The 15,581-nt window shown below is 57.3% G+C and carries 13 protein-coding genes; 7 read left to right on the plus strand and 6 right to left on the minus strand.

The genetic code is table 11. From position 1 onward, the window contains the following. Positions 1 to 86 precede the first annotated feature (86 nt). Positions 87 to 1,196 carry a YcbX family protein gene (locus OHJ17_RS16525; protein WP_114504150.1) on the plus strand — a complete coding sequence of 370 codons (1,110 nt, stop codon included), beginning with the start codon at positions 87 to 89 and terminating at the stop codon, positions 1,194 to 1,196. Here OHJ17_RS16525 and zapC read toward each other — a convergent pair. Both zapC and pyrD read right to left on the minus strand, forming a co-directional pair. Further along, positions 1,193 to 1,735, minus strand: coding sequence for a cell division protein ZapC (zapC, locus tag OHJ17_RS16530; protein ID WP_002898308.1), 543 nt, complete (start codon positions 1,733 to 1,735; stop codon positions 1,193 to 1,195). The two genes, OHJ17_RS16525 and zapC, sit on opposite strands and share 4 nt — an antisense overlap. A 169-nt stretch (positions 1,736 to 1,904) precedes the next feature. After that, positions 1,905 to 2,915, minus strand: coding sequence for a quinone-dependent dihydroorotate dehydrogenase (gene pyrD, locus OHJ17_RS16535; RefSeq protein WP_002898303.1), 1,011 nt, complete (start codon positions 2,913 to 2,915; stop codon positions 1,905 to 1,907). 249 nt (positions 2,916 to 3,164) lie between these two features. Here pyrD and ssuE point away from each other — a divergent pair, with 249 nt between their 5' ends. From ssuE to ssuB, 5 genes are read left to right on the plus strand one after another with little or no spacing between them, the layout of a single operon-like run. After that, positions 3,165 to 3,740 (plus strand): NADPH-dependent FMN reductase, encoded by a 576-nt coding sequence (gene ssuE, locus OHJ17_RS16540; protein WP_002898296.1) that lies wholly within the window; start codon positions 3,165 to 3,167, stop codon positions 3,738 to 3,740. Further along, complete coding sequence (locus OHJ17_RS16545; RefSeq protein WP_029602743.1) at positions 3,733 to 4,695, plus strand: sulfonate ABC transporter substrate-binding protein; 963 nt, start codon at positions 3,733 to 3,735, stop codon at positions 4,693 to 4,695. Before ssuE ends, OHJ17_RS16545 begins: the two co-directional genes overlap by 8 nt. Beyond that, positions 4,692 to 5,837: an FMNH2-dependent alkanesulfonate monooxygenase gene (ssuD, locus tag OHJ17_RS16550; protein ID WP_016946985.1), complete on the plus strand. Its 1,146-nt coding sequence runs from the start codon at positions 4,692 to 4,694 to the stop codon at positions 5,835 to 5,837. Before OHJ17_RS16545 ends, ssuD begins: the two co-directional genes overlap by 4 nt. A gap of 10 nt (positions 5,838 to 5,847) precedes the next feature. Next, on the plus strand, positions 5,848 to 6,639 hold the full coding sequence (gene ssuC, locus OHJ17_RS16555; protein WP_004141755.1) for an aliphatic sulfonate ABC transporter permease SsuC: 792 nt from the start codon (positions 5,848 to 5,850) through the stop codon (positions 6,637 to 6,639). Then, a complete protein-coding gene (gene ssuB, locus OHJ17_RS16560; protein WP_004150838.1) occupies positions 6,636 to 7,409 on the plus strand; it encodes an aliphatic sulfonates ABC transporter ATP-binding protein in 774 nt (257 codons plus the stop codon). Before ssuC ends, ssuB begins: the two co-directional genes overlap by 4 nt. Before the next feature lie 204 nt (positions 7,410 to 7,613). Here ssuB and pepN read toward each other — a convergent pair whose 3' ends face one another. Then, a complete protein-coding gene (pepN, locus tag OHJ17_RS16565) occupies positions 7,614 to 10,229 on the minus strand; it encodes an aminopeptidase N (RefSeq protein WP_032424761.1) in 2,616 nt (871 codons plus the stop codon). A 326-nt stretch (positions 10,230 to 10,555) separates the two neighbouring features. On the opposite strand from pepN, the gene pncB reads away from it, so the two are divergent. Beyond that, on the plus strand, positions 10,556 to 11,758 hold the full coding sequence (gene pncB / locus OHJ17_RS16570) for a nicotinate phosphoribosyltransferase (protein WP_002898217.1): 1,203 nt from the start codon (positions 10,556 to 10,558) through the stop codon (positions 11,756 to 11,758). A gap of 42 nt (positions 11,759 to 11,800) precedes the next feature. Here pncB and OHJ17_RS16575 read toward each other — a convergent pair whose 3' ends face one another. Genes OHJ17_RS16575 through OHJ17_RS16585 form a run of 3 tightly spaced genes read right to left on the minus strand, consistent with a single transcriptional unit; the run spans position 11,801 to position 15,538 of the window. Then, positions 11,801 to 12,967 carry a M20 aminoacylase family protein gene (locus OHJ17_RS16575; protein ID WP_004147828.1) on the minus strand — a complete coding sequence of 389 codons (1,167 nt, stop codon included), beginning with the start codon at positions 12,965 to 12,967 and terminating at the stop codon, positions 11,801 to 11,803. An 18-nt stretch (positions 12,968 to 12,985) separates the two neighbouring features. After that, positions 12,986 to 14,224, minus strand: coding sequence for a Zn-dependent hydrolase (locus OHJ17_RS16580; RefSeq protein WP_004191117.1), 1,239 nt, complete (start codon positions 14,222 to 14,224; stop codon positions 12,986 to 12,988). 24 nt (positions 14,225 to 14,248) lie between these two features. Next, positions 14,249 to 15,538 carry an aromatic amino acid transport family protein gene (locus tag OHJ17_RS16585; RefSeq protein ID WP_032432863.1) on the minus strand — a complete coding sequence of 430 codons (1,290 nt, stop codon included), beginning with the start codon at positions 15,536 to 15,538 and terminating at the stop codon, positions 14,249 to 14,251. Between the last annotated feature and the right edge of the window lie 43 nt (positions 15,539 to 15,581).

Here is a 15,581-nt window from a genome sequence, read left to right on the forward strand (position 1 = left end):
CTTAAAGAAAATTGGTGCGCATTATAGCCAATATGTGCCCTATGTCATAAAGTTATAGGCTTATTTTTGGAACCCGGAGGCAGCGTATGGTAACGCTATCGCGACTTTTTATTCATCCTGTTAAATCCATGCGCGGCATAGGCCTGACCCACGCCTTTGCTGATATCAGCGGCCTGGCCTTCGATCGCCTGTTTATGGTCACCGAAACCGACGGGACCTTTATTACCGCTCGCCAGTTTCCGCAAATGGTGAAATTTATTCCGGCGCCGCTGCATGATGGCCTTCACCTGACCGCACCGGACGGCAGCAGCGCCGTGGTGCGTTTTAGCGATTTCGCCACGCAGGCCGAGCCGACCGAAGTCTGGGGCAACCATTTTACCGCCCTCATCGCGCCCGCCGCCGTTAACCAGTGGCTCAGCGGCTTTTTCAAGCGCGATGTCCAGCTGCGCTGGCTGGGGCCGCAGCTAACCCGCCGGGTAAAGCGCCATGATGCGGTGCCGCTCTCCTTCGCCGACGGCTACCCTTACCTGCTGGCTAACGAGGCCTCCCTGCGCGATCTGCAACAGCGCTGCCCGGCCAGCGTAAGCATAGAACAGTTTCGCCCTAACCTTGTGGTCACCGGCGCGGCGGCCTGGGATGAAGATAGCTGGAAAGTGATCCGCATCGGTGAGGTGGTGTTTGATGTCGCTAAGCCGTGCAGCCGCTGCATTTTTACCACCGTCAGCCCGGAGCGCGGTCAGAAGCATCCCGCCAGGGAGCCGCTGGAAACCTTAAAGCGTTTTCGTACCGCGCTGGACAATGGCGATGTCGATTTTGGCCAGAACCTGATTGCCCGCAACAGCGGGGTGATCCGGGTGGGAGATGAAGTGGAAATCCTTACCCGCGGCCCGGCGAAAGCCTACGGGGCAGGTGAAAGCGACGATACCCCGGCTCCCGAGGCGCAGCAGCAGGCTACGGTTGCCATCGAATGGCAGGGTCAACAGTTTACCGGCAATAACCAGCAGGTGCTGCTGGAGCAACTGGAACAACAGGGCATTCGCGTACCCTATTCGTGTCGGGCGGGGATCTGCGGCAGCTGCCGCATCCGGCTGGAAGAGGGAGAAGTGAGTCCGTTAAAGAAAAACGCGGTTGCCGGGGATGGCACTATTCTCGCCTGCAGCTGTGTACCGAAAACAGCGCTACGCCTGGCGCCTTAAACCGCCTGCCCCAGACTGTAGCTGACCGCGCTCTGCGCCGGCTGCAGTCTGTCATTCATGATTTTAATGACATCGCCCAGCTGCATGACGCGGCCGGCAAGGGTGAGACCCGGCTGAGCCAACAGACAGAGCGCGGCGTTATCGCCCGGCTCCACCACCAGTAAATTCACCTGCTCGCCGGTATCGCTCAGCCAAACGCAGGCGGCGTCGCCGCCGCTCGGCTGCCAGTGATGGGTATGAGCGATAAAGTGCCAGCTTTTCGGCATCTGCGGTTTGAGAAAACGGATGGCGGTGAGCGCGTTAAGGACTAATTCCGCCCGCTGCTCTTTCGATAGCTCGAGATCGCGACATTTTTCTTCAAAAGAGAAATAGAGCGCGGCGTCATCAACGCAAAATCCCGAAGGGGCAAAGGCATCCGGAGTCAGCATGCGCCGGGCGAAGCGCGAGCGAAATAACATGCCATTGGCCAGATCGAGCATCATGCGGTCGTGCTCTTCATCGTAATACCAACGCCAGTTATCGTCAGGTTTAATCCGCATTTTTCCCCCTGTCCCCTTTCATACGCCTCTGCAAAGTTGTTGCGACTTACCGCAGAATATTTTCTAAAATTAAGAAAAGTCTAAAATGTTTAAATAAGCAACAGTGAGGGAATATAAAACAACCAGGGCCGGAAATAAAGCCCTGGGTGGGATTCAGAGGAGGAAAAGATTAGATGTGGGTAACAATTTCTTTAATCAGCGGCGGACCTTTAAAAATAAATCCAGAATAGATCTGCACCAGCGATGCCCCGGCGGCAATCTTTTCCCGCGCGGCAATCACCGAATCAATGCCGCCCACGCCGATGATAGGCAAACGGCCATTCAGCTCAGCGGAGAGCATACGGATAATTTCAGTGCTTTTTAATTGTAATGGACGACCGCTAAGCCCGCCGGTCTCATCGCAATGTTTCATTCCCTGAACCAGGGAACGATCGAGGGTGGTATTGGTTGCAATCACGCCATCAATATTATGACGCACGAGGCTATCGGCAACCTGGATCAATTCCTCAGGCAAAAGATCCGGCGCGATCTTTACGGCGACCGGGACATATTTTTGATGCTTCTGCTGCAGCTCGAGCTGCTTATTTTTAATACCGGAGAGTAAATCATCCAGCGCTTCGCCGTATTGCAGCGTGCGCAGCCCTGGGGTATTCGGCGAGGAGATATTAATGGCGATATACCCGGCGTACGGATAGACTTTTTCCATACAAATCAGGTAATCATCTTTCCCGTGCTCAACCGGCGTATCTTTATTTTTGCCGATATTGATACCCAGCACGCCGTCAAAATGCGCCTTTTTCACATTCTCAACCAGGTTATCGACGCCATGGTTATTAAAGCCCATGCGGTTGATCAATCCCTCGGCATCAACCAGACGGAAGATCCTTGGCTTATCGTTGCCCGGCTGCGGACGCGGCGTCACGGTGCCGATCTCAATCGAACCAAACCCCATCGCGCCCAGCGCGTCAATGCATTCCCCATTTTTATCCAGCCCGGCCGCCAGACCCAGCGGGTTTTTAAAGGTTAGCCCCATGCAGGTGACAGGCCTGGCCGGTACCTTCTGGCGAACCAGCATTTCCAGCGGCGTCCCGGTGACACGGCGTAATTGTTGAAAGGTAACTTCATGAGCGCGCTCAGGATCGAGCTGAAAAAGGGCTTTACGAACGAAGGGGTAGTACATGAACTCTCCTGGATTCCCGGTGTGCAAACCGGGGGCGTATTATGTGCGATCTGTTGCGGAAAGGGAATTGACCTGCGACAAAAAATCCCCCATCAGCGCAAACGATTACCTACCCCGCGCGCCATTATGCGCTTTTCGGCTATCTAACCGCGGATAAATCATTTAGGGAAATAATGGCCCTCTGTCACACTCACTATAAATGTTATCAATTATAGATAAATGCAAACATTTAGTTATAAGGAGAGAGAGATGCGCGTCATTACGCTTGCGGGCAGCCCGCGTTACCCTTCCCGTTCCAGCGCTTTGCTGGAATACGCCAGAGAGACGCTCACCGCCGCCGATATCGAAGTCTGCCACTGGCATCTGCAGAACTTTGCCCCGGAAGACCTCCTGTACGCTCGTTTTGACAACCCGGCGCTGCAGACGCTCAACGAACAGCTGGCCGGGGCTGATGGCCTGATCATCGCCACGCCGGTGTATAAAGCCTCGTTCTCCGGCGCGCTGAAAACGCTGCTCGACCTGCTGCCTGAGCGAGCGCTGGAGGGCAAAATTGTGCTGCCGCTGGCCACCGGCGGCACCATCGCTCACATGCTGGCGGTGGACTATGCGCTGAAGCCAGTGCTGAATGCCCTCAAGGCCCAGGAGATCCTCCATGGCGTCTTCGCTGATGACAGCCAGGTGACCGATTACCAGCATAAGCCGCAGTTTACCGCGAATCTGCAGCGGCGCCTTGATGACGCCCTGGAGACCTTCTGGCAGGCGCTGCATCGCCCCAGCAGCCGTGCGCCGTCGTTAACATCTCTGCGTGGGGTGGAGCATGCTTAATCCTCTCCGCGCCCTGACTCTGGGCGGACTGCTGCTATTCTCTATGCTGGGTCACGCCGCCCCGGCGGCGCCTGACGCTCTGCGCATCGGCTACCAGAAAGGCAGCGTCAGCATGGTGCTGGCGAAGAGCCATCAGCTGCTGGAGCAGCGCTATCCGCAAACCCATATCTCGTGGATTGAGTTCCCGGCCGGTCCGCAGATGCTGGAGGCGCTGAACGTCGGCAGCATTGATATCGGCAGTACCGGCGATATTCCGCCTATCTTTGCCCAGGCGGCTGGCGCCGATTTGGTCTATATCGGCGCGGAGCCGCCCAAGCCCAAGGCGGAGGTGATCCTGGTGGCGCAGGGCAGCCCGATTCATAACGTTGCTGAGTTAAAAGGGAAAAAGGTCGCTTTCCAGAAAGGCTCCAGCTCTCACAATCTGCTGCTGCGCGCCCTACAGCTCGCAGGTCTGAAATTTAGCGATATTCAGCCGGTTTACCTTGCTCCCGCCGATGCGCGCGCCGCCTTCCAGCAGGGCAATGTCGACGCATGGGCCATCTGGGATCCGTACTACTCCGCCGCGCTGCTGCAGGGCGGCGCCCGGGTACTCACTGACGGAACCGATCTGAAACAGACGGGATCCTTCTATCTTGCTTCCCGGCCCTACGCTGAACGCAATGGCGCTTTCATTGAAGGCGTACTCGACACCTTTACTCAGGCCGATGCCCTGACCCACAGCCAACGCGCGCAAAGCATTACGCTGCTGGCGAAAACGATGGGCTTACCGGAGGCGGTGATCGCCAGCTATCTGGACCATCGTCCCCCCACCGCGGTTACCCCGGTGAGCGCCGAAACCGCCGCTCGCCAGCAGCAGACGGCAGACCTGTTCTACGAGAACAAGCTGGTGCCAAAAAAAGTTGATATCCGGGCCCGCATCTGGCAGCCCACCGCCACACAAGGAGCGAAATCATGAGTCTGAATATGTTCTGGTTTTTACCGACCCATGGTGATGGTCGTTATCTGGGTACCGAAGAGGGTGCCCGTCCGGTCGATTATGGCTATCTGCAGCAAATCGCGCAGACGGCGGATCGGCTGGGCTTCACCGGCGTGCTGATCCCGACCGGACGCTCTTGTGAGGATGCGTGGCTGGTCGCGGCCTCAATGATCCCGGTGACGCAGCGGCTGAAGTTCCTTGTCGCCCTCAGGCCAAGCGTGGTATCGCCGACGGTGGCCGCGCGTCAGGCGGCGACCCTGGACCGGCTGTCAAACGGCCGGGCGCTGTTCAATCTGGTCACCGGCAGCGATCCTGCCGAACTGGCAGGCGACGGCGTCTTCCTCGACCACACCGAGCGCTATGAGGCCTCGGCTGAATTTACCCACATCTGGCGCAAGCTGATGGAGGGAGAAACCGTCACCTTTAACGGCAAGCATCAGCGCGTTCGCGACGCCAAACTGCTGTTTCCGCCACTGCAGCAGCCGCGTCCACCGCTCTATTTCGGCGGCTCGTCTGAGGTAGCGCAGGAGCTGGCCGCTGAGCAGGTCGATCTTTATCTTACCTGGGGAGAACCGCCGGCCCAGGTGGCAGAGAAAATAGCTCAGGTGCGAGAGAAAGCCGCCCGGCATGGTCGCCAGGTGCGTTTTGGCATCCGTCTGCACGTGATCGTCAGGGAAACCAACGAGGAAGCGTGGCAGGCGGCGGACAGCCTTATCTCCCATCTTGACGACGAGACGATCGCCCGCGCCCAGGCGGCTTTCGCCAGAACCGACTCCGTTGGCCAGCAAAGGATGGCGGCCCTGCACAACGGGCGACGCGATAAGCTGGAAATCAGCCCCAACCTGTGGGCTGGCGTGGGTTTAGCGCGCGGCGGCGCCGGGACCGCACTGGTGGGCGATGCCGCCACCGTTGCCGAAAGGATCAATGAATACGCCGCGCTGGGTATCGATAGCTTTATCTTTTCCGGCTATCCGCATCTGGAAGAGGCGTACCGGGTCGGAGAGCTGCTGTTCCCCCTGCTTGACGTCGCGGTGCCGTCCATCCCGCAGCCGCAAGGCCTGCGCCTGCAGGGGGAAGCGGTCGCCAACGAGTTTATTCCGCGTAAAGTAGCGCAAAGCTGAGGAGACCGTGATGGCAAAATCAACCCATCCCCTGTTGTTACGCCTCGCCCCCTGGCTGCTGCCGGTAGGGACGGTCATTGTCTGGCAGCTGGCCTCGTCCGTCGGCTGGCTGTCGACGCGGGTGCTGCCCTCGCCGGAGGGGGTATTGAAAGCGTTCTGGACCCTCTCGGCCAGCGGTGAGCTGTGGCAGCATCTGGCCATCAGCTCATGGCGGGCGCTGGTCGGCTTCGCCATCGGCGGCTCGATCGGGCTAATACTCGGCCTGATCAGCGGCCTGTCTCGCTGGGGCGAGCGTCTGCTGGATACCTCGATCCAGATGCTGCGCAATGTCCCGCATCTGGCGCTGATCCCGCTGGTGATCTTGTGGTTCGGCATCGATGAGACCGCCAAGATCTTCCTTGTCTCGCTGGGCACCCTGTTCCCGATCTATATCAACACCTGGCACGGGATCCGCAATATTGACCGTGGGCTGGTTGAGATGGCGCGCAGCTATGGCTTATCCGGCTTCGCCCTGTTCCGTCACGTGATATTACCCGGTGCCCTGCCCTCAGTTATGGTCGGCGTGCGTTTTGCCCTTGGTCTGATGTGGCTGACGCTTATTGTCGCCGAAACTATCTCGGCGAATGCCGGCATCGGTTATCTGGCGATGAACGCGCGTGAATTTCTGCAAACCGACGTGGTGGTAGTGGCGATCATTCTTTACGCCATCCTTGGCAAACTGGCCGACGTCTGCGCCCAGCTGCTGGAACGGCTCTGGCTGCGCTGGAATCCGGCGTATCATCTTCAGGAGGCTAACGCATGAACACTGCCCGTCTCAACCCAGGTATCCCGCTGCTGCTGAACGGGGTGACGAAACGCTATGGCGACAACACCATTCTTAACGAGCTGGATCTGCATATTCCCAGCGGCCAGTTTGTGGCGGTGGTGGGCCGCAGCGGCGGCGGCAAAAGTACCCTGCTGCGCCTGCTGGCAGGTCTGGAAAAACCAAACGCCGGCGAACTGCTGGCTGGCGCGACGCCCCTGGCGGCGATCCAGGACGACACCCGGATGATGTTTCAGGATGCGCGCCTGCTGCCGTGGAAAACAGTGATTGATAACGTGGGGCTGGGGCTAAAAGGCGCCTGGCGCGACGCCGCCCTGCAGGCGTTGGCCAGCGTCGGACTTGAAAGCCGCGCACAGGAGTGGCCGGCCGCGCTGTCGGGTGGGCAGAAGCAGCGCGTTGCGCTGGCCCGCGCGCTGATCCATCGCCCGCGCCTGCTGCTGCTGGACGAACCGCTGGGGGCGCTGGATGCCCTCACCCGTCTGGAGATGCAGGAGCTGATCGTCTCCCTGTGGCAGGAGCATGGCTTTACGGTCCTGCTGGTCACGCACGACGTCAGTGAAGCGGTGGCCATGGCCGATCGGGTGCTGTTAATTGAAGAGAAGAAGATTGGCCTCGATTTAAGCGTGGATATCCCGCGACCGCGGCGCACCGGTTCGGCGAAGCTGGCCGAGCTGGAGGCTGAAGTACTGGATCGGGTGATGAAACGCGGCGACAGCGAGCGTGCGCCGCGTTTGTTTAGTCATGGCTGACCGGCGTAACTGTCTGCTGTCTGAACGGGGGCATATCGTCATCCGACATGTCCCCGGCTCGCGCGTTGCACAGCCGGGCTACCAACGCCAAATCAGCCGTGTATTCCAGGTCGGGTAAGCATCGCGCCGCCCGACAACATCACCGCGCTAACGGGTAACCCGGACAGGGCGCAAGGCGCGCCGCAGCCCGGGGTTATGCCACCGTTACGCCAGCGCCTTACTGATTTTCTCGAACAGGTCGCCAGAGAGATTTTCCAGCCCCTTCAGCTGCTCCAGCGCGGCGCGCATCAGCGCCTGTCGCTTCTCATCATAACGCTTCAGACGAATCAACGGCTCAATCAGGCGCGACGCCACCTGCGGGTTACGCTGGTTAAGCTCGGTCAGCATCTCCACCAGGAACTGATAGCCGCTGCCATCTTCAGCATGGAACGCCGCCGGGTTGCTGCTGGCGAAAGCGCCGATTAACGAGCGCACACGGTTCGGGTTGCTCATGCTGAACGAACGGTGGTTCAGCAGACCGCGCACGGTTTCCACCACGTTGGCTGCCGGGCTGGTGGACTGCAGGATAAACCACTTATCCATCACCAGACCGTCCTGATGCCATTTGTCATCGTACTCCTGCATCAGCGCATCGCGGCACGGCAACTCAGCGGCAACCGCCGCCGACAGGGCGGCCAGCGCGTCGGTCATGTTATCTGCCTGGTGATACTGCGTCGCCACCAGCTTATCGCCCAGCGTCGGTTCCGCAAACGCCAGATAGCGCAGGCAGGTATTGCGCAGAGCACGTTTACCAATATCGGCGTGCTCCACCCGATAGCTGTCGAGCTTATTGGCGTTATAAACCGCGAGGAATTCGTCCGCCAGTTCGTTCGCCAGGGTGCGGGTGAGCGCTTCGCGCACGGCGGCGATGGCGATCGGATCGATAATCGCGAACATCTCGGCGATTTCGTTGGCTGACGGCAGGGTTAAGATCTCAGCGGCCAGCGCCGGATCAATCTTCTCATCCAGCAGGATGGCGCGGAAGGCATCCGCTACGTGCACCGGCAGCGACAGCGGCTGCCCCTGCTGATGGCGGTTGACGTTCAGCTTGATGTAAGTCGCCAGCAGGCTCTGCGCCGCATCCCAGCGCGAGAAATCATTCCGCGCGTGACGCATCAGGAAGGTCAGCTGCTGATCGCTCCACTTGTATTCCAGTTTCACAGGCGCTGAAAATTCGCACAGCAGCGCCGGCACCGGCTGGAAATAAACGTTATCGAAGACAAACGTCTGCTCGGCCTGGGTCACATTAAGCACCGGGTGTACCGGGTGACCGCCCTTCTGCAGGGGGATCACCTTGCCCTCGTTATCGTACAGCTCAATGGCAAACGGGATATGCAGCGGCTGCTTCTCGGCCTGCTCGGCGGTCGGCGGCGTACGCTGGCTGATGGTCAACGTATACTGCTCGGTCTCCGGATTATAGTCGTCATGCACGGTGACGATTGGCGTACCGGACTGGCTGTACCAGAGGCGGAAGTGCGACAGGTCGACGTTAGAAGCATCTTCCATCGCCTGCACGAAATCGTCGCAGGTGGCGGCGCTGCCGTCATGGCGTTCAAAGTACAGCTGCATCCCTTTCTGGAAGTTTTCTTCACCCAGCAGGGTGTGCAACATGCGGATCACTTCGGCACCCTTTTCATAGACCGTCAGGGTGTAGAAGTTGTTCATCTCGATAACCATATCCGGACGGATCGGGTGCGCCATCGGGCTGGCGTCTTCGGCAAACTGCAGCCCACGCATGGTGCGCACGTTGTTGATGCGGTTCACCGCCCGTGAGCCGAGGTCGGAACTGAACTCCTGATCGCGGAACACGGTCAGCCCCTCTTTCAGGCTGAGCTGGAACCAGTCACGACAGGTGACGCGGTTGCCGGTCCAGTTATGGAAATATTCATGACCAATCACGCGCTCAATATCGAGGTAGTCTTTATCGGTGGCGGTATCGGTACGGGCCAGAACATATTTGGAGTTAAAGACGTTGAGTCCTTTGTTCTCCATGGCACCCATATTAAAGAAGTCGACGGCGACAATCATATAGATATCGAGGTCGTACTCGAGGCCAAAGCGCTCCTCATCCCACTTCATAGAGTTTTTCAGCGAGGTCATCGCCCAGGGCGCGCGATCGAGGTTGCCGCGATCGACGTACAGCTCCAGCGCCACTTCGCGGCCAGAGCGGGTGCGGAATGAATCGCGCAGGACGTCAAAATCACCGGCCACCAGCGCAAACAGATAGCACGGCTTCGGGAACGGATCCTGCCACTGTACCCAGTGACGACCGTTCTCCAGCTCCCCTTCCGCCATACGGTTGCCGTTGGAAAGCAGGAACGGGTATTTAGCTTTATCGGCGATAATTTTGGTGGTAAAGCGCGCCAGCACATCCGGACGGTCCAGATACCAGGTGATATGGCGGAAACCTTCCGCTTCGCACTGGGTGCACAGCGCTTCGCCTGACTGATACAGGCCTTCCAGCGCGGTGTTCGCCGCCGGGCTGATCTCATTGACGATGGTCAGGATGAAATGCTCCGGCAGGCCGCCGATCACCAGCTGATTGTTTTCTTCTTTATAGTCACTCCACGGCTGGCCGTTCACCTGCAGAGCGATCAGGGTCAGATCTTCGCCGTCCAGGCGCAATGGCACATCAGACGCAGCCGCGTGGCGGGAGACCTTGCTCTCGGCCGTAACAACGGTTTTTGCGGCATCCAGGTCAAAGGTCAAATCGATATCGCTAATCAGATACTCCGGCGCACGATAGTCGTGGCGGTATTTGGCTTGGGGCTGTTGTGTCATAAAAAACCTTTAGCATCTTCGGTAAAGTGTCGTCCCAGTCTATTCCTGTTGTGTCAATCGCGCTATGCAGAATCTTCATCTTTTCAACGTGAAACACGGAAATCGCTACATTTTGTTAACACTCGCGGCACGAAATGCCCTCGACCCGACGCAAAGCTTGTGGTGTGATCCATGTTCAATATATTAAACTAGGCCTCGCAAATGACCGTCAGCGTCACCATTGCTCGCCATCGCGGGACAGAGTCGGGTAATAAAGGTATACTCCGCCTCCATTTTCCGCGTTGGTTTCGATGGAACGCTCCAGTGAGAGGATGCTACTGCGCACCATGACACAATTCACTTCTCCTGTACTGCACTCGCTGCTTGATACGGATGCCTATAAGCTGCACATGCAGCAGGCTGTCTTCCACCGCTACGGCGATGTGCATGTGGCGGCGGAGTTTCGCTGCCGCGGAGACGACCTGCTCGGCATCTATGCCGACGCGATCCGCGAGCAGGTGGAGTCCATGCGCGACCTGAGGCTGCGGGATGATGAATATCGCTGGCTGTCCACCCTTCCCTTTTTTCGCCAGGATTACCTCAACTGGCTGCGCGATTTTCGCTATGACCCGAGCCAGGTCACGGTCAGCAATGACAATGGTAAGCTGAACATTCGCCTTACCGGCCCATGGCGGGAAGCCATCATGTGGGAAGTCCCGCTGCTGGCGGTGATAAGCGAGTTGGTCCATCGCTATCGTTCACCAGAGATGGGCGTCGATCAGGCGCTCAACACGCTGGAACATAAGCTAGGCGACTTCGCCACCATGACCGCTGACCTCGACATGAGCGCCTTCCGTCTGATGGACTTCGGCACCCGCCGTCGTTTCTCACGCGAGGTGCAGGAAGGTATTGTGCGGCGTCTGCAGCAGGAACCATGGTTTGTCGGCACCAGCAATTACGATCTGGCGCGCCGTCTGAATTTAACCCCGATGGGTACCCAGGCCCATGAGTGGTTCCAGGCCCACCAGCAGATCAGCCCCAGCCTTGCCAGCAGCCAGCGGGCGGCCCTTGCCGCCTGGCTGGAAGAGTATCCCGACCAGCTGGGGATCGCGCTGACCGACTGCATCACTATGGATGCGTTCCTGCGCGATTTCGGTCCGGAATTCGCCACCCGCTATCAGGGGTTGCGCCACGATTCCGGCGACCCGGTGGAATGGGGAGAAAAAGCTATCGCCCATTATCAGAAGCTGGGTATCGATCCGCTGAGCAAAGTGCTGGTCTTCTCCGATAATCTCGACCTGGCGAAAGCCGTCGATCTGTATCGCCACTTCGCCTCGCGGGTGAAGCTCAGCTTTGGGATCGGCACCCGTTTAACCTGCGATCTGCCGCAGGTTAAACCGCTCAATATCGTGATTAAGCTGGTGGAATGTAACGGCAAGCCGGTGGCGAAACTCTCCGACAGCCCGGGGAAAACCATCTGCCACGATAAGGCCTTCGTCCGCGCCCTGCGCGAGGCTTTCGACCTGCCGCCGATTAAAAAGGCAAGCTAAAAAACATGGCCCGACGGCATTCTGCTATCGGGCCAATCAATATCACTCCTGCGGCAAACGGGCTCTGACGACCTCGGCAAAATACTCCGCGCCAGTTAGCAATATCTCATCATTAAAGTCGTAGCAGGCATTATGCAACGGTGTATTGCCCTGAGCATCTGAACTATCGCCGTTGCCTAAAAAGATGAAACAGCCGGGGATTTTTTGCAGAAAAGCGCCAAAATCCTCCGAAATCATCATCTGTGCGACGTTGCCGTCCACCTTCTCAGCCCCTACCACGTTAATCGCAGCGGTGACCGCTACATCAACGCATTGCTGCCAGTTCACCGTTGGCGCAAATTCATGGGTATAGCTGAACTGGCACGTCGCACCGTGCATCGCGCAAATCGCTTCGCTAATGGTACGCATTCGTTCTTCGAGCAGCATCTGCACCTCCGGTGCAAAGCTGCGCGTATCCCCTTTGATTTCGACGTGCGTCGGAATCGCATTGCGGATGCCATCGGTGTGCAGTTCAGTACAGGAAATGACCGCTGGCACGTTCGGATCAACATTTCGCGAAACAATTGTCTGCAAAGCCAGGATGATTTCCGCCGCAATGACCAGCGGATCTTTCGCCATATGCGGCCGCGCCGCATGCGCTCCCTGCCCTTTAATACGAATAATAAAGTTATCTTCACTGGCCATAATGCCACCGACTCGCGTGGCGATAGTCCCGGCTTTCATACCCGGCATATTATGCAGACCGTAGATTTCCTCTATGCCAAAGCGTTCAATAACGCCATCGTCCATCATCGCTCTGGCGCCATAGCCAGGTTCCTCAGCAGGCTGAAAAACAAAGCAGACCGTGCCGTTAAAATTCTGCCGCTGCAATAGCAACTGCGCCGCGCCCAGCGCAATGCAGGTATGACCATCATGTCCGCAGCCGTGCATCCGCTCGGCGGTCATGGAGCGGTAAGACCAGTCTCCCTGTTCGGTCAATTGAATGGCATCGATATCGGCACGAATAGCGATAACGCCCTTCCCGTCGCCGCATTTCAATCTCCCCACCACCCCGGTTTTGCCAATATCGCGGTGCACCTCAATGCCCATAGCTTCGAGCTTTTCGGCAATAAACCGTGAAGTATTCTGCTCCTCGAAGGCGCTTTCCGGATGGGCATGCAAATAGTGACGCCAGGCGATAAGCTGCTGCTTTAGCTGTTGCTGATTCATTCTCTGCTCCTGTAAACATTAGTCCATACGCTGGGCGCGCTGTAAAACCACCTGCAGCAGCACATTGGCGCCAGCAATCAGATCTTTGGCTGCGCTATGTTCTTTGACGTTATGGCTAATGCCATCGACGCAGGGGACAAAAATCATCCCGGCGGGACATACCGACGCCATAAATTGTGCATCGTGTCCGGCGCCGCTTGGCAAACGTCGGTAACTGAGCGCCTGACGCTCCGCCTCGGCTTCCACCGCATTGACGATCTCATCGGCAAAAATGACCGGATTAAAGCGCACCAGTGAGCGGCTGGTTATCTCCACGCCCTCTTCCTGCGACGTTTTCGCGACAAATTCGGCCAATTGCTGCTCCGCCAGACATAAGATCGCATTATCGGTATTGCGGAGATCCACTGACATGACGACATGGTTGGGAATGACGTTGATCAGATTAGGCTTCACGCTGAAATGTCCAACGGTAGCTACTTGATCGCCACCAAGGCTTAGCGCCAGCTCACGGGCAAAAACAGCGATTTTCGCAGCCGCCAGCCCGGCATCACGTCTCATGGACATTGGGGTAGTACCCGCATGATTCGATACGCCTCTCAGGGTAAATTCCTGCCACGAAATACCCTGTACGCCGGTAACCACGCCAATATCAATCTGCTCTTTATCAAGAATTGGTCCCTGTTCGATATGCAGCTCAACGTAGCTATCTACCGCCATATCTCCCGGCTGACGTTCGCCTTTATAACCAATGTTACGCAGCGCTTCATCGAGCGTGATACCGTCGAGATCTTTTGCCGCGAGCGCCTGCGCCAACGGATACTCGCCGGCAAACACCACGCTGCCCATCATATCGGGCTGAAATCGCACCCCCTCCTCGTTAGTAAAGAAGGTTACCGCCAACGGTCGTCGGGTGCGGATCCCGGCATCCTGGAGGGTGGCAATCACCTCAAGGCCGGCCATAACGCCGTAGTTGCCATCGTATAACCCACCGGTGGCGACGGTATCGATATGTGACCCCATCATCACCATCGGCAACGTCTCCTCGCCGTGATAAACGCCGGTGACATTGCCGATAGCATCAATTGACACGCTCAGGCCCAGCGCCTTCATGCGGGCTACAACAAAGTCCCTGCCGGCTTTATCTTCGGCAGTCGCTGCCAGGCGGCATACGCCGCCGCCTGGCAGCGCACCATGTTCGCCAAGTGCATACAGGGAATCGATAAGCCGTTGGCCGTTAATCTGCAGATAATGACTCATATAACATCTCGCTAATAATGGTGGTTAGTGGAACATGCCGTAAAAAATGGCAGATACGGTGATAAGACCGATCAGGGTGACGAAAACGTTGCTCGCTTTACCGCGCCAGGGGGCAAGCACCGGTAATTTATGAATGGCGTACATAGGCAACAGCAGCAGAATTGCCGCCCCGGTGGGACCGCTGATGCATTCGATAATACCGAGGATACTGGGGTTCTTGTACGCGGCGAACCAGCAGGTAAGCACCATAAACACCAGGATGACCGCGTCGACGAGGCGAATACCAGGTTTTTTCCCGCGTGCGGCGGCGGCCTCCAGAATCAGGTCGCGCAGCGATTCATAGGCGCCGATGTAGTGGCCAAGAAATGATTTAGTAATAGCGACAAAGGCGATAATCGGCGATAGCCAGGCAATAATCGGTGTATGGTACTGATTGGCCAGATAGGACAAAATCGACAGATTCTGGGCTTTGGCTTCCGCCAGTTGCTGCGGCGACAGGCTTAACACGCAGCTGAGAACAAAAAACAGCACCACCACCGTCATGAGCAGGATACCGTAGCGCTGGATCTGCGCACATTTACCCTCAGCGAGCGCCAGACCGTAACGCTGCTTCTGGCGCACCACCATCGGCGAAATGATGGGATAGTGGTTAAACGACATCACCAGTACCGGGAAGGTCATCCACAGGGATAACATGATCCCCTGCCCATCGCCCGTGGCGCTGAAGCTTACGGTTTGCAAAATTGCGCCGTTCCAGTGCGGAATCAGAAAAAGTGCCATAAAAATAAGCGAGATGATGAAGGGATAAACCAGGGTGCTCATCACCCGCATTATCAAACGCTGTCCGAAACGGACGATAAACATCAGCCCGAGGATCAGAACGATGGCCACCAGCGACCGGGGAGGCTCGGCCATCGCCAACTGGTGGGTGATAAAGCTCTGCGCGGTGTTGGTGATAGCCACCGCATACATAATCAGAATGGTATAGACGGCGAAGAAATAGATGACGGTAAATACTTTTCCCGCCAGCGCGCCAAAATGCTCGCCAATAACATCGGTAATACTGCTTTCCGGCGTATTGGAAGAGTAAATGAATCTCGCCAGACCGCGGTGAGCCAGATAAGTAATAGGAAAAGCGAGGACAAAAACAATCAGCAGCGGCCAGAAGCCGCCAATTCCGGCATTAATCGGCAGAAACAGCACCCCAGCGCCAATGGCGGTACCGAACAGGCCAAGGACCCAAACGGTATCTTCGCTATGCCACTTTGCGGGATCGGAATATCCTTTATTGATAATTATATTTTCAGTATTCATCGGTCAGGTTCTCTCTATGCATGACGCGAAAGCGCGTATGTTT

It is taken from the genome of Klebsiella sp. KP20-425-1 (assembly GCF_025813515.1).
GTDB classification, from domain to species: domain Bacteria; phylum Pseudomonadota; class Gammaproteobacteria; order Enterobacterales; family Enterobacteriaceae; genus Klebsiella; species Klebsiella pneumoniae.